At 66.3% G+C, this 14,789-nt stretch carries 11 protein-coding genes; 7 read left to right on the forward strand and 4 right to left on the reverse strand.

What is annotated here, in order from left to right:
- Window positions 1–111 precede the first annotated feature (111 nt).
- On the reverse strand, window positions 112–789 hold the full coding sequence (locus tag V0R59_RS29530) for a DUF3313 domain-containing protein (protein WP_330074103.1): 678 nt from the start codon (window positions 787–789) through the stop codon (window positions 112–114).
- Between the two features lie 205 nt (window positions 790–994).
- On the opposite strand from V0R59_RS29530, the gene V0R59_RS29535 reads away from it, so the two are divergent.
- Window positions 995–3,682: a hypothetical protein gene (locus V0R59_RS29535; RefSeq protein WP_330074104.1), complete on the forward strand. Its 2,688-nt coding sequence runs from the start codon at window positions 995–997 to the stop codon at window positions 3,680–3,682.
- A 105-nt stretch (window positions 3,683–3,787) separates the two neighbouring features.
- Here V0R59_RS29535 and V0R59_RS29540 read toward each other — a convergent pair whose 3' ends face one another.
- A complete protein-coding gene (locus V0R59_RS29540; protein ID WP_330074105.1) occupies window positions 3,788–5,083 on the reverse strand; it encodes a serine/threonine transporter in 1,296 nt (431 codons plus the stop codon).
- Window positions 5,084–5,158: 75 nt separating this feature from the next.
- The gene (locus V0R59_RS29545; RefSeq protein ID WP_330074106.1) at window positions 5,159–6,532 is read right to left on the reverse strand and encodes an L-serine ammonia-lyase; all 1,374 of its coding nucleotides are present in this window, start codon (window positions 6,530–6,532) and stop codon (window positions 5,159–5,161) included.
- Window positions 6,533–6,678: 146 nt separating this feature from the next.
- Between V0R59_RS29545 and V0R59_RS29550 the strand changes: the two genes are divergently transcribed.
- From V0R59_RS29550 to V0R59_RS29565, 4 genes are all read left to right on the forward strand, one after another.
- Window positions 6,679–7,596 carry a LysR substrate-binding domain-containing protein gene (locus V0R59_RS29550; protein ID WP_330074107.1) on the forward strand — a complete coding sequence of 306 codons (918 nt, stop codon included), beginning with the start codon at window positions 6,679–6,681 and terminating at the stop codon, window positions 7,594–7,596.
- 183 nt (window positions 7,597–7,779) lie between these two features.
- Window positions 7,780–8,388 carry a biliverdin-producing heme oxygenase gene (locus tag V0R59_RS29555; protein ID WP_330074108.1) on the forward strand — a complete coding sequence of 203 codons (609 nt, stop codon included), beginning with the start codon at window positions 7,780–7,782 and terminating at the stop codon, window positions 8,386–8,388.
- A 55-nt stretch (window positions 8,389–8,443) separates the two neighbouring features.
- Entirely contained in the window at window positions 8,444–8,866 is a 423-nt protein-coding gene (locus V0R59_RS29560) for a YbaN family protein (protein WP_330074109.1), read from the forward strand.
- A 55-nt stretch (window positions 8,867–8,921) separates the two neighbouring features.
- Complete coding sequence (locus V0R59_RS29565; protein WP_330074110.1) at window positions 8,922–10,280, forward strand: CoA transferase; 1,359 nt, start codon at window positions 8,922–8,924, stop codon at window positions 10,278–10,280.
- 7 nt (window positions 10,281–10,287) lie between these two features.
- Here V0R59_RS29565 and V0R59_RS29570 read toward each other — a convergent pair whose 3' ends face one another.
- Window positions 10,288–11,979 (reverse strand): sulfatase-like hydrolase/transferase, encoded by a 1,692-nt coding sequence (locus V0R59_RS29570; protein ID WP_330074111.1) that lies wholly within the window; start codon window positions 11,977–11,979, stop codon window positions 10,288–10,290.
- A gap of 395 nt (window positions 11,980–12,374) precedes the next feature.
- Here V0R59_RS29570 and V0R59_RS29575 point away from each other — a divergent pair, with 395 nt between their 5' ends.
- Together V0R59_RS29575 and V0R59_RS29580 are read left to right on the forward strand one after the other, a co-directional pair.
- Complete coding sequence (locus V0R59_RS29575; RefSeq protein WP_330074112.1) at window positions 12,375–13,727, forward strand: UDP-glucose dehydrogenase family protein; 1,353 nt, start codon at window positions 12,375–12,377, stop codon at window positions 13,725–13,727.
- The gene (locus tag V0R59_RS29580) at window positions 13,724–14,788 is read left to right on the forward strand and encodes an NAD-dependent epimerase (protein WP_330074113.1); all 1,065 of its coding nucleotides are present in this window, start codon (window positions 13,724–13,726) and stop codon (window positions 14,786–14,788) included. Before V0R59_RS29575 ends, V0R59_RS29580 begins: the two co-directional genes overlap by 4 nt.
- The last annotated feature ends 1 nt before the right edge of the window (window position 14,789 follow it).

Consider the following 14,789-nt stretch of genomic DNA (forward strand, 5'->3'; position numbering starts at 1 on the left):
CGCCCTGGGCTGAGTTTGGGGGGGCGGTTTCCCCGGCGATGGCAATGTTGAAGTCACGGCCCCAAGGGGGTCAAACCCCGCTCCCACAAGGTCAGCACAGACAACCAGGCACTATTTCTTCTTCAGGTTCAGATACGACTGATGCAGATCGGCCGCCCAGCCATCGATCACCTCCTTCACATCCTCCGGCTTCATCACCTGGCTGGTGTTCTCCAGCGGCTTGCCGCTGCCCTTGCGCACCACCTGGGCCACCACCTGGTTGTTGCCGCCGTCGATGAACACGGCCTCGGTGGCGATATCGGTTTCCTGGTCGCGAATCCCCGAGGCCGTGCTTACCGCAGCAGCCACCAGGGCCACCGGGATCACTTCATAGGCCTTGAGGCCCTCGGTCTTGCTGCTCACCGCCGTGATCGCCGGACGCACCACGATCACCCCGGGCCCGGGTGCGCTCGCCAGTGGCAGCGACTTGCCCAGCTCGCGCTTGAGCGCCTGGTCGTAATAGGTGGAGATGCCCTGCAGCGTGCTCTGCGGAATCTGCGCCGTCGGCTGCGGCTTCGGATAGAGCTGGCTCGGCTCGATATAGACGCTGCGATAGGCGTCCGGCTTCAGCTGCGGGTCGATCCAGCGCATCACCGGCGCCCCCGACGGCGACTTCGCCTCCTTGAGCCTGCTGTAGTCCTTGAGAAAGCCCGAGTACTCGTCCGGCTTGCTCAGGCCACCGCCGCTGGAACAGCCGGCAAGCAGCAACGAGGTCAGGCACAGCGAACCCATCACCAGTGCGACTTTCATACGTCCCCCCCTTCCTGGAAAACCCTTGGCTGAATGCCAGCGGGTTAGGTATAGCCCAGCTTTTGCGCGATATCCGGGCCAACCCTGCGGGAAAACTTTGCGTACAGGGCATCTGCGACCTGCCTCACAGTAGTGGCAACTGGCTATTTTCCTGCTCTACACTCGCTCGCCACGGTCCCACCTCCACCAGGAAGACAAGCGCAGCATGGACAGGGAAGAAAGCGTTTCACCCGAGCAGCACACGCAATTCGACGCCGAGCACGCCCGTATCGACGAACGTCGGCGCCTGCTGGCATTGCCCGCCAACGAGAAGGGCCGCTGGGCCCTGGGCCTGTCCGGTGGCGGGATCCGCAGCGCCACCTTCTGCCTCGGCGTGGTCCAGGCCCTGGCCCGCGCCCGGGCAGCCGATGCGCCAGCGCGCGAGGATGGGCAGCCACCGGCGCTGGGCGAACGCCTGCTGCCGCGCTTCGACTACCTGTCCACGGTCAGCGGCGGCGGTTACCTGGGCTCGTTCTTCGGCAGCCTGTTCCTGCCGGGTCGCCTGCGCGGCCGGGAACACAGCGGCGTCCTCGAAACGGGCGACGCCCAACCGGACCAGCAGGCCAGGATCGACGCGGCGCGGGATGCCTACGATAGCCTCGACTACGAACCCCCGGGTCGCATCCACACCGGCGACGACTACCGCAAGCAGCCGGTGGGCGCGGCTCCGCTGGCGTGGCTGCGGGAAAACGGCCGCTACCTGACCCCGGGCGGCGCCGGCGACCTGTTCTATGTCCTCGGCCTGTCGCTGCGCAACCTGTTCGCGGTGCACATGGTCATCGGCATGCCGCTGCTGTGCACCCTGGCCCTGGCCATCCTCGCCCAGGTGCTGATCGGCGACAGCTCGCTATGCAGCATGGCTGCCAGCAAGCTCCCGGCCAGCGTCACCTACCTGCTGTGCGGTTCGCTCTGGTGGCTGCCGGGCGCCCTGGTCCTGCTGGCAGTGCTGCCCTTGATGCTGGCGTTCTGGATGGTCTATCGCCGGCGCAACGACGATGACTCGCTGCATCCCTTCAACCGCGCCACCGGGCTCTACGTGCTGTCCGGCGTGGTGTTCCTCGCCCTCGGCCTGTTCGCCCCCGGGATCGCCAACGGCTTGCGCGTCCTGCTGGTGCTGTTCGCCCTGGTCTGTGTTCTTGGCCTGGTCTACTGCCTGTGGCTGTGCAGCTACCTGGGCAGCGGGCGGATCAATCCGGACAAGGCCCTGACCCGGGAAAACAGCGTGGGTACCTATCGGGTCCTGGTGACCCGGCGCCTGGCCACGGCCATCGTCGCCACCCTGGCCAGCGTCTTCTTCGCCCTGGTGCCGTGGCTCAGCGAATGGATCTTCCAACGCGTCGCCGAGGGCCATGGTGCACTGCTGTCCGGTGGCGCACTGGTGCCGTTGTTGATGGCCCTCGTGCGCCAGGCCTCGCTGTCCAGCGATGACAAGGCAACGCCGAATTGGCTGAGCAAATTGCCGATCAGCCTGATCGCCGGCCTCGCCGGCGTGGCGATCTTCATGCTGGTGGCGCTGTCCTGGGGCCTGCTGGCGCAATACGTACGCTTCGGCGCCGATGCCCAGGCCGACTCGCAGGCGTGGATGCGCCTGGCAGTGCTGGTGCTGCTGGCGGCGGTGTGCAGCCTGGGTTCGGGCAAGTTCATCGGCTTCATCAACCTGTCGTCCTGGCAGGCGTTCTACCGCGCGCGCCTGGCCCGGGCCTACCTGGGCGCCTCCAACGGCCTGCGCTTTTCCGGCAAGACCCGCAACCAGCGCAAGCGCCTGCTGAGCGTCGCCGAAACCCTGCCCGGCGACGATGTCGGCATCGAGGACTACTACGCCAACAACGGCTGCGCGCCGGTGCACCTGATCAACGTCACGCTCAACCAGACCGTCGACCCGGCCGAGCAGCTGGTGCAGCGCGACCGCAAGGGCAAGCCGCTGTGCCTGGCGCCGTCCGGCGCCGAGGGGCTGGCCAGCGTCAGCTACCTGCTCGACGGCGAACCGCGCCAGCGGGCACACCAGCCGGACTGCGGCGAGATGTACCAACCGCTGACCCTGGCCCACTGGGTCGCCACCTCCGGCGCGGCTGTGTCCACCGGCCTGGGCCGGCAGACCAGCCTCGGCACTTCGCTGGCCTTGGGCCTGACCAACATGCGCCTGGGCACCTGGTGGCCCGCCGACTTCCTGCAGAACGGCGAACTGCTGAGCGGCGTGCGCCAGAGCCGCGACACCCTGCTCGAACGCACCCTGCCCGCCCAGCATTACCTGTACCAGGAGCTGACCGCGCGCTTCCATGGCCTGAACCGCGATTTCCAGTACCTGTCCGATGGCGGTCACTTCGAGAACACCGCGACCTACGAACTGATTCGCCAGGGCCGCAACATCGAGCTGATCGTGACTTGCGACTGCGGCGCCGACCCGACCTACCAGTTCAACGACCTGGCGAACCTGATCCGCCTGGCGCGGATCGACCAGGCACTGGAAATCCGCGAGGACACCGGTGTCTTCGCCGATCCGGTATTGGCGCCGTATTTCGGACGTGTGGGCGATTTCGCGCTGGATGCCGCCGAGCGTGGACGCGAGGATTACCGGCGCTGCGCGATGCTGTTCAAGGTCATCGACAAGCACGGCGAGCTGACTGCGCGGATCCTGCTGATCAAGCCGAACCTGATCGCCGGGCTGCCGGTGGACCTGGTCAACTACGCGGGCGCGCACCCGACCTTCCCCAACGAGAGCACGGCGAACCAGTTCTTCGACGAAGCGCAGTTCGAAAGCTATCGGCAGTTGGGGCTGCAGATCGGGCAGCGCCTGTTCGGGGATGGAAAAAGCGCATCGCCGGTGGCGGATGCGCTGTGGAAATACCTGACGTAGGAGCTGCGTCAGCTGCGAAGGACCGCAAAGCGGTCCCGGTTCCCGATCTCAAGACAGGCACCCGGGACCGCTGCGCGGTCCTTCGCGGGCAAGCACGAAGCCAAATCAGGCAATCACCGACCAGGCAATCGCCGACAGGGTGATCAAGCCAACCGCCACCACGAACACATTCGACACCTTGCCCGAATACTTGCGCAGCGACGGCACCTTGTTGATCGCGTACATCGGCATCAGGAACAGCAGGCAGGCGATCACCGGCCCGCCCAGGGACTCGATGATGGCGAGGATGCTCGGGTTGAGGGTGGCGACGATCCAGCAGGTCAGCACCATGAACAGTGCGGTGACCCGCTCCAGGCCCTTGCTCGACATCGACTTGCCGCGCCCGCGCAGACTCTTGACGATCAGGCCCTGGAAGCCCTCGCTGGCACCGACGTAGTGACCGAGGAACGACTTGGTGATGGCCACCAGCGCGATCAGCGGCGCGACGAAGGCGATCACCGGCGTCTGGAAGTGGTTGGTCAGGTACGACAGGATCGAGATGTTCTGGGCCTTGGCCGCCGCCAGGTCGGCCGGGGACAGGGCCAGCACGCAGCTGAAGCAGAAGAACATCACGGTCAGCACCATCATCAGGTGCGACACCGCAAGGATGCGCCCGCTCTTCTCGTCGGCACGCTCCCCGTACTGCTGCTTCTGCGCCACGGCGAAGGCCGAGATGATCGGCGAGTGGTTGAAGGCGAAGACCATCACCGGGATCGCCAGCCACAGGGTCTTGAGCAGCAGGACCGGGTCCATGCCGGCGCCGGCCTGGGCGAAGAACGAGCCGTTCCAGTTGGGCACCAGGCCGATGGCCAGCAACAGCAGCGCCGCCACGAACGGATACACCAACACGCTCATCACCCGAACGATGATGCCCTGGCCGCAGCGCACCACGATCATCAGGCCGCAGATCAGCAGCAGGGAAAGCAGCGCCCGCGGCGGCGGGGTGATGTGCAGCTGGTGTTCGAGGAAGCTGCCCAGGGTGTTGGTCAGCGCGACGCTGTACACCAGCAGGATCGGGAAGATGGCGAAGAAATACAGGAGGGTGATCAGCTTGCCGGCGCCGGCGCCGAAATGCTCTTCCACCACCTCGGTGATGTCTTCCTTGCCGCCCTTGCGCCCGGAGAGGACGAAGCGGGTCAGGCCGCGGTGGGCGAAATAGGTCATGGGGAACGCCAGCAGCGCCAGGATCAGCAACGGCCAGAAGCCGCCGACGCCCGCGTTGATCGGCAGGAACAGCACGCCGGCGCCGATGGCGGTGCCGTACAGGCCGAGGGTCCAGGTGGTGTCGTGGCGGTTCCAGCCGCTGCGCACAGGTGCGGCCGATTCGACACGCAGGTTCGTGGTGCTTTGTACATCAGTCATCGATAACGCCTTGTAATTGTTCTTGTTGCTCATGAATAACCAGATTGGGGCCGCCTTGCGGCCCCAGTACGGCCCTTAACACTCGACGAAAGCGACGGCCAGTCCGCCGCGGGAAGTCTCCTTGTAGTTCTCGTGCATGTCGGCGCCGGTGTCGCGCATGGTGCGGATCACCCGGTCCAGGGAAATGAAATGCTCGCCATCGCCGCGCAGGGCCATCTGCACGGCATTGATCGCCTTCACGGCGGCGATCGCATTGCGTTCGATGCAGGGCACCTGGACCAGGCCGCCGACCGGGTCGCAGGTCAGGCCGAGGTTGTGTTCCAGGGCGATTTCCGCCGCGTTCTCCAGCTGTGGCGGGGTCGCCCCGAGGACATCGGCCAAACCTGCCGCGGCCATGGCACAGGCCGAGCCCACCTCGCCCTGGCAGCCCACCTCGGCGCCGGAGATCGAGGCGTTCTTCTTGCACAGGATGCCCACCGAGGCCGCGGCAAGGAGGAAGTCGACGACGTCGTTGTCACAGGCTTCGGGGTTGAACTTCATGTAGTAATGCAGCACCGCCGGAATGATGCCGGCCGCGCCGTTGGTCGGCGCGGTGACCATGCGCCCGCCGGCGGCGTTTTCCTCGTTGACCGCCAGGGCGAACAGGTTGACCCACTCCATGGCGCTCAGGGTCGAGCCGATCACATTGGGCTTGCCCAGCTCCTGCAGGCTGCGATGCAGCCTGGCGGCACGGCGCTTGACCTTGAGGCCGCCAGGCAGGATGCCTTCGTTGCTCAGGCCGTTGGCGACGCATTCACGCATCACCGCCCAGAGTTGCAGCAGGCCGCTGCGCACGTCCGCTTCTTCGCGCCAGGCCAGTTCGTTGGCCATCATCAACTGGCTGACCCGCAGCTTGTGGCGCTTGCACAGGGCGAGCAGTTCCTCGGCACTGGAGAACTCGTAGGGCAGTTGCACCTGGGTGGCGGCAGCGCCGGCACCGATTTCCCCGGCCTCGACGATAAAGCCGCCGCCCACCGAGTAGTAGGTCTGCTGCAACAGCAGGCCGTCGGCGCCAAAGGCTTCCAGGGTCATGGCATTGGGGTGGTACGGCAGGCTTTCGTCCAGCAGCAGCAGGTCGCGCTTGCAGTCGAAGGCAATCGCCTGGCTGCCGCCCAGGACCAGAACTCCGGTGTTTTCCAGTTGCTCGATCCGCGGACCGATGCAGTGCGGGTCGATCCGGTCCGGCCACTCGCCCATCAGGCCCAGCAGGCAGGCGCGATCGGTGGCATGGCCGACGCCGGTGGCCGACAGCGAGCCGTACAGGCGTACCTCGACCCGGCTCACCGCACCCAGCAGATCCTGCTGGCGCAGGGCCTCGACGAAGGTCGCGGCGGCACGCATCGGACCGACGGTATGGGAGCTGGACGGGCCGATGCCAATCTTGAACAGGTCGAAAACACTGATAGCCATGCTAATGCCTCGGTAACCGGCGGACGCGGGCCATTCCGGTGCACGGTGAGAAATTTGAGAGTTGTCGCTAGGTTGGGCGATACTGCCGCAGGATTTTTCCTACGACCAACGAAACTTTCTAAGCAAGGCTTTAGCAGGACTAAACGATGAGTCGAGCCATGAACGGCCAGATGTACGTCTGGTTGCACGTGTTTTCCTGCGCGGCGCGGCACCTGTCGTTCACCCGCTGCGCCGAGGAACTGCACATCACCCCCGGCGCGGTGAGCCAGCAGATCCGCCAGCTGGAGGAACGCCTGGGCTTTCGCCTGTTCCTGCGCCGGGCCCGGGGCGTGGAGCTGAGTGCCGAAGGCCAGCGCCTGGCCCTGACCGTGAACGAGGCCTACGGCAGCATCGATGCCGAACTGCGCCGCCTGGATGCCGGCGAGATCCGGGGGACCTTGCGCCTGCGCTCGATCCCGTCGTTCCTCGCCAAATGGCTGACGCCACGCTTGCCGCGCCTGCAGCAACGCTTTCCCGATATCCAGCTGCGCCTGGTGGCCGAGGACAGCAACCAGGCCCTGCACGAAGGCGATTTCGACCTGGCCATCGACCTCAACGACGGCAGTTACCCGGGCATGCACTCGACGCCGCTGCTGGACGAGGAAATCTTCCCGGTCTGCTCCCCCGCCCTGCTCCGCGGCCGCCCGCCGCTGCACGGGCCGGGCGACCTGGTGCACTATCCGCTGCTGCACGACATCACGGCGTGGCGCGGCAGTTCCGAGTACGCGGAATGGGAGTTCTACCTGGAGGCGATCGGTGCAGGTGGGCTGGATGTGCGGCGCGGCCACACCTTCAACCGCAACCACCTGACCATCGAAGCGGCGATCGCCGGGATCGGCGTGGCGATTGCCCGGCGCACCCTGCTCAACGACGAGCTGGAACGCGGGACCTTGATCGTGCCGTTCGGTGCACCGGTGTCGAACCACAAGCGCTATGTGCTGCTGTACAGCGCCGGGACCCTGGCGCATCCCACTGCGCGGGCCGTGCATGACTGGCTGGTGGAAGAGGCGCGGGCCTTCCAGTGACCGCCCGCGGCACATCTCTGTCAAGTAGAGCGCGGACCTTGTGGGAGCGCTGCCCTGTCCATGCCGCGATGAAGCCGCACAGGCAAAAAAGATTTATCTGCCCCCCAGGTGAGGTTTTTTTACTGTCGCCCGTCATCTTGCACGTCTAGTTACAAGGCCCGTCCCAAACGCAAGGAATTCCCAATGACAGCCAACACCGAACGCGCCAGCCTGCGCTCGCAGCGCCTGAATCAGATCACCCACGCGCCGCACAGCGAGCTGGACGCCCTGGTCAAGTCCCACGCGCCTTTCGAAACCCGTGAAAACTTCGCCCGCTTCGTCGTCGCCCAGTACCTGTTCCAGAACGAACTCAAGGCCCTGTACACCGACCCGCGCCTGATCGCCATCGTCCCCGACCTGGCCGAACGCTGCCGCGCCGAGCAGGCCCGCCTCGACCTGGCCGACCTCGACACCGAAGTCCCGGCCGACTTCCCCGGCGCCCTGCAGAACCCGAGCCTGGGCCAGGCCATGGGCTGGATCTTCGTCTCCGAAGGTTCCAAGCTCGGCGCTGCGTTCCTGATCAAGCGCGCCGTCGCCCTGGAACTCAACGACACCTTCGGCGCCCGCCACCTGGGCGAACCGGCCGGCGGCCGTGCCGAAGGCTGGAAGCAGTTCACCCGTATCCTCGACGGCCTGGAGCTGAGCGCCGAGGAAGAAGCCGCCGCCGAACAGGGCGCGGTAGCGGCGTTCGAGCGCTTCACCGAGCTGCTCAAGCACGCCTACGCCACTGCGCCTAAAGCCGAACTGGCCTGATCGCGCTCCGGCCGTCATGATGACGGCCGGACTTCTCCGTGCAGTCGACTTGCCCATGACCCGACCCTCTTCCTCGAAGCTTTCCCGCGTGCTCTATGGCCTGCTGGCCTACGTGAGCCTGGGCATCGGCCTGGTGGCGATCGTCGTGCCCGGCCTGCCTACCACCGAATTCATCCTCCTCGCGGCCTGGGCCGCCACCCGCAGTTCGCCGCGCCTCAGCGCCTGGCTGGAAAACCACCGGCTGTTCGGCCCGATCCTGCACAACTGGCGCAACGGCAAGGTGATCCAGCGCCGGGCCAAGGTCAGCGCCACGGTCAGCATGCTGCTGTGCGCCACCCTGATGCTGGTGTTTCTCGAACACCGCTGGCCGGTATGGCTGGCCATCGGCGGCATGACCCTCGGCAACCTGTGGATCTGGTCGCGTCCCGAATCCGTGCCGCAACCCGCCGCAAGAGGCATCGACCCCTCCGGGATTTGACCTTCGGCCGCTGACTGGCTTCACTTGTCTGCTTCGATACCTGCGGAGGACAACGATGCTGGACATGCTCAGCGCCATCGCCCATGACCTCGACCTGCCAGCGCCCGCCGACGGCGCTGTGCGCTTCGCCTCCCCTGGCAACCTGCATTCGGCCTTTGCCGTCACCGAAATGGCCGGGGTCAGCATTGCCGCCGCCGGCCTGGCCATCGCTGCGCTGATCGAACAGCAGGCCGGTGAATGCCGCCGCGTGCTGGTGGACCGACGCCTGGCCGCCTTCTGGTTCGCCTCCAGCCTGCGCCCCCAGCGCTGGCAACCGCCGCCGCTGTGGGACCCGATCGCCGGCGACTACCAGACCCGCGATGGCTGGATCCGCCTGCACACCAACGCCCCCCACCACCGCGCGATTGCCGAACAGATCCTCGGCCCCGCCACCGATCGTGACGGCATGGCCCGCCGGGTGCTGTCCTGGACGGCCGGGGAGCTGGAGCAGGCCATCGTCGAGAACGGCGGTTGCGCGGCGCAGATGCGCAGCTGGCAGCAATGGTCGAATCACCCGCAGGGGCTGGCGGTGAACGCCGAGCCATTGATCCGTCGCCAGGTCTTCGACGCCGAGGGTTCGCGGATCTGGCCGGGGCACCCGGAGCGACCGCTGGCGGGCGTGCGGGTGCTGGACCTGACCCGGATCCTCGCAGGGCCCATCGCCACCCGCCTGCTGGCCGGCTTCGGTGCCGAGGTGCTGCGCATCGATCCGCCGGACTGGCAGGAACCCGGGGTGGTACCGGAAGTCACCCTCGGCAAGCGCTGCGCACGCCTGGACCTGCGCGATGCCGACGACCGCAGGGTATTCGAACGCCTGCTGGCCCAGGCCGACATCCTCGTGCATGGCTACCGCACCGATGCCCTGGAACGCCTGGGCTATGGCGATGCCCAGCGCCGGATGATGAACCCGGCGCTGGTGGACGTCAGCCTGAATGCCTATGGCTGGACCGGGCCGTGGCGCTTGCGCCGGGGCTTCGACAGCCTGGTGCAGATGAGTACCGGCATCGCCCATGCCGGCATGCGCTGGCAGCAGGCCAGCCGCCCGGTACCCTTGCCGGTGCAGGCGCTGGACCATGCCACCGGCTACCTGATGGCGGCCGCCGCGATCCGCGGGCTCAGCGAACGCCTGGCCACGGGCCGGGGCAGCCTGGCCCGACTGTCGCTGGCGCGCACGGCGAAGTGGCTGGAAGAACAGGGCACGGTGGCGGACGACCTGCCCCTGGCGGCGGAAACCCAGGCCGACCTGGGTTTTCGCCGCGAGCACACGCCCTGGGGCCCGGCGCAGCGGCTGAAACCGCCGTTGCAGATGCTGGGGACGCTACTGCATTGGGACCGCGGGGCCTGCGAACTCGGTTCTTCTGAAGCCTGCTGGTGAACCCGGCTCAGTCCCTGCTGCCCATCATCGGCCCCTCCGGCACCACTACCTGCCCCAGGTCGATATGCTTGAACACCGGGCTCGCCCCCAGTCGCGCATTGAAGCGGGTGTTGAAGGTGAAGTCGTCTTCGGTCGGCACGCTCAATGGCCGGCCGTACAGCGCCTGTAGCGCCACCGGGTCATAGCCGAACAACTGCAGCAGGGTCGGGAACAGGTTGTAGTGGCTCGACCGGTCGCGGTTCAGCGCCAGGTTCGCCTGCCAGTCCGGCGCCTTGACCCCTTCCCCCTGGATCACCACCAGCGGCACCAGGCCCTCTTCCATCACCGGATCGCTGTCGCAATGGGTGTTCAACCCCGGATTGCCGCGCTCGTGCAGGTCCTGGCCGTGGTCCGAGGTGTAGATCAGCACCGCCTGGCTCAGGTCCGCCCCGGCGAACAGGCGGTTGAAGAACTCGCCGACATTCCACGCCAGGGTATTGCGATAGGCATTGCGATACAGCACCCAGTCGTCCGGACTGCCGGAAAAGCCGTCGCGGCTGCCGGTGTCGGTGACATCGGCGTACTGCCCGCGCGGCAAGGCCGGACGCCAGTTCATGAAGGCGTCCGGGTACTTGTCGTGCACCGGGAAATGCGCACCCACCTTGTTCACCACGATCAGCTGCGGCTTGCCATCCCCGAGCAGCTCCACCAGCTTCGCCGCCACCGCCATGTCCCGTTGCAGCACCGGGGTGTCGTCGAACTGGATGAAGCGGTCGATATCGCGCTTTTCCGTGTCGGTCATCAGGTTCTGCAGATGGCCGCCGCTGCGCTGGGCATCGATGTACACCGTGGCCAGCCCGGCCTGGTGGGCGTACTGCCAGATCGACGGCTGGGTCGAATTGATCCGCAGGTAGTCGGCGCGGGTACCGCCATAGCGCAGGGTGACGTTGGTGTCGGCGCTGCAGTTGGCGATGGAGGCGGCATAACCGTAGTTGAAGATCCTCAGCCCCGGCTGCGGCCGGGTCAGCGGCGTCGGTACGCCGTGCGGGGTATTCAGGTCGAGGTAGTTGCCCGACACGCTCTCGTCGACCAGCAGCACGATGTCCCGGGCCATGGCCGGCCCGCTGCGCGGCAGGGTCACCGGCTGGCGCGCGCCGACATGGTCGTGCAGGGTCTCGTAGGCCATCAGGTTGAGGTATGCCAGCGGGGTGTACATCACCGGCAAGCCGCGCGCGCCCTCGCCGGCACGGACGAACAGGATCCCGCTCAGCAGCACCAGGCCCAGCAGCGGCGCGGCCCAGGGCAAGACCCGGGGCAGGCGCGGCCAGGCAACGGGACGCAGGCCGATGCCGAACAGCAGCAACAGGCCGCGGGCCAGCGCCAGCAGGATGGCGTCCTGGTACTGGACGAAGGCTTCCTGGATGAAACCGCCGGAGTACACCAGCGAGATGAAGGCGCTGTAGGTCAGGTAGGTGGCGGTGATCCGCGAATAGGCATCGAAGAACACCGCGCTGGCGCAGAACACCAGGGCCAGCAGCCAGCGCAACAGGCCTTGGCGGACTTGCGCCGCCAGCCACAACCCGCTCGCCAGCAGCACGAACACGCCGAGGTACAACACCAGCGCCAGGCCGACGCCCAGGGCCTGCAGGCGTTCGACGATGGCCTCGTGGAAGCAGGCCAGGTAGGCAATCAGCAGCAGGCTCTTGAGGTATGCGCGCATGGAATGGCTCCGCCTGGACCCGGGGGGATTTTGCAAAGGTAGCCAGCTTGCAGATGTCTTTCCAGCTATCGCCCGCCAATTTAATGGCGAATTTTTGGCGCCGACATTTATGGATTAACACTAAATGAGGAGTTGCCAACTAATTGCGAACCATTCACCAAAAGCCTTGTACGGCGCGGCTTTCGACCGTTAATCGGGAAAATTTCCGGCGATTTGCCAGTATGTTTTCCCGCTAAGGTGCGGATTGACAACGAGTTGATGGCAAAACGAATTGTTCATCAGGTGCTGTAAGTTCAGCGAAACATGCCATTCCATTGACACTTTTTCCCCAGCCTGCGCTATACCGAAAACACATCGCTGTTACACCCCCATTACGCCATGCGAGGCATCCCGGAATGGACGTGAGTGTTTTCGGTACTGGTTACGTAGGGCTCGTACAGGCAGCCGCATTGGCCGACGTCGGACACCGGGTGCTGTGCGTGGATGTCGACGCGCACAAGATCAGCCAGCTGCGCCAGGGTGTGCCGCCGATCCACGAGCCCGGCCTGTCGGCCATGCTCGAAGACAATATCCGCGACGGCCGCCTGCTGTTCAGCACCCAGGCCAGCGATGCGGTGGCCCATGCCGAACTGGTGTTCATCGCCGTCGGCACCCCGCCTGACGAGGACGGCGCCGCCGACCTCTGCCACGTGCTCGGCGTGACCCGGCAGATCGCCGAGCTGATGGACGCCGACCGCACCCTGATCATCAAGTCCACGGTACCGGTGGGCACCGCCGACCAGGTGGCGCAACTGGCCCGGGAAACCCTCGACCGTCTCGGCAAGCTCAGCCTCAAGGCAAGGGTGGTGTCCAACCCGGAATTCCTCAAGGAAGGCAGCGCCCTGGCCGACTGCATGCGCCCCGACCGGATCATCGTCGGCACCTGCGATGCCACCGCCCAGGACCAGCTCGGCGAGCTCTACGCACCCTTCTGCCGTAACCATGAAAAGCTCATGTTCATGGACAACCGCAGTGCCGAGCTGACCAAGTACGCGGCCAACGCCATGCTCGCCACACGCATCAGCTTCATGAACGAACTGGCCAACCTCAGCGAACGCCTCGGCGCCGATATCGAAGCCGTGCGCAAGGGCATCGGCTCCGATCCGCGCATCGGCTACCACTTCATCTACCCCGGCTGCGGCTTCGGCGGCTCGTGCTTCCCCAAGGACCTGCGCGCCCTGCTGCACACCGCCGAGCACAACGGCATGCCGCTGCGCCTGCTGCAGTGCGTCAGCGAGGTCAACGACAGCCAGCGGCAGATCCTCTTCAGCAAGCTGCGCCAGCACTTCCCCGGCAGCCTGGCCGGCAAGTCGGTGGCGCTGTGGGGCCTGGCCTTCAAGCCCAACACCGATGACATGCGCGAAGCCCCCAGCCGCTACCTGATGGAAGCGCTGTGGGCCGAAGGCGCCACGGTGCATGCCTTCGATCCGGAAGCCATGGCCGAATGCCGGCGCCTCTACGGCTACCGCAACGACCTGCACCTGTGTGCCACCCGCGACGACACCCTGGAAGACGCCGATGCCCTGGTGATCTGCACCGAGTGGAAGAACTTTCGCGTGGTCGACTTCGCCCTGCTGGCGAAGAAACTGCGCCAGCGCCTGATCATCGACGGGCGCAACCTGTACAACCCGGACCAGGTCGCCACCTTCGGCCTCGACTACTGCGGCATCGGCCTGCGCCATGTCGTGCCCGAGGTGCCGGCATCATGAAAGTGCTGGTGACCGGCGCGGCCGGCTTCATCGGTGCCCACTGCGCCCTGCGCCTGTTGCGCGACGGCCACCAGGTGGTGGCCCTGGACAACTTCAACGCCTACTACAACCCGGCGCTGAAGGTGGCCCGGGTCGAGTGGGTGCGCCAGCATTGCGGTGACTTCAGCCCGCGTATCCTCGACCTGGCCGACGCCGAGGCCCTCGACCGCCTGTTCGCCAGCGAGCGCCCGGACGCGGTCCTGCACCTGGCCGCCCAGGCCGGCGTGCGCTACTCGCTGGACAACCCTCGGGCCTACCTGGACAGCAACCTCGCCGGTTTCCTCAACATCCTCGAATGCTGCCGCCGCCATCCCGTGCAACACCTGCTGTACGCCTCGTCCAGCTCGGTGTACGGCGCCAACCGCCAGGTGCCCTACTCGGTGCGTGATGCGGTGGACCACCCGCTGTCGCTGTATGCCGCCAGCAAGAAAGCCAACGAGGCCATGGCCCACAGCTACAGCCACCTGTTCGGCATTCCCTGCACCGGCCTGCGCTTCTTCACCGTGTACGGTCCCTGGGGACGCCCGGACATGTCGCCGGTGCAGTTCGCCACCGCTATCCACCAGGGCCGTCCGCTGCGCCTGTTCAACCATGGCCAGCACCAGCGCGACTTCACCTATATCGACGACATCGTCGAAAGCCTGGTGCGCCTGCTGCCCCTGGCACCACAGGCCAACCCGCGGTGGAACGCCTACGCGCCGGATCCGGCCAGCAGCCACGCGCCCTGGCGCCTGTACAACATCGGCGGGCAGCGCCCGGTGGCCCTGCTCGACTACGTCGCCCTGCTGGAAAAGCACCTGGGACGCAAGGCCGAGATCGAGCTGCTGCCCCTTCAACCTGGCGATGTGCTCGATACCTGCGCCGACGCCAGCGACCTCGCCGCCGCCACCGGCTTTACCCCACGGATCACCCTCGACGAAGGGCTGGGACGCTTCGCCGCCTGGTTCATCGATCACTACCTGCCGCTGCTCGGGACGCCAGCGCAGGACAACCGGGCCATGCCCGCTGCAGTTCGGAGGTAGC

The sequence above is a fragment of the Pseudomonas ulcerans genome, assembly GCF_036324125.1.
Classification (GTDB): domain Bacteria; phylum Pseudomonadota; class Gammaproteobacteria; order Pseudomonadales; family Pseudomonadaceae; genus Aquipseudomonas; species Aquipseudomonas ulcerans.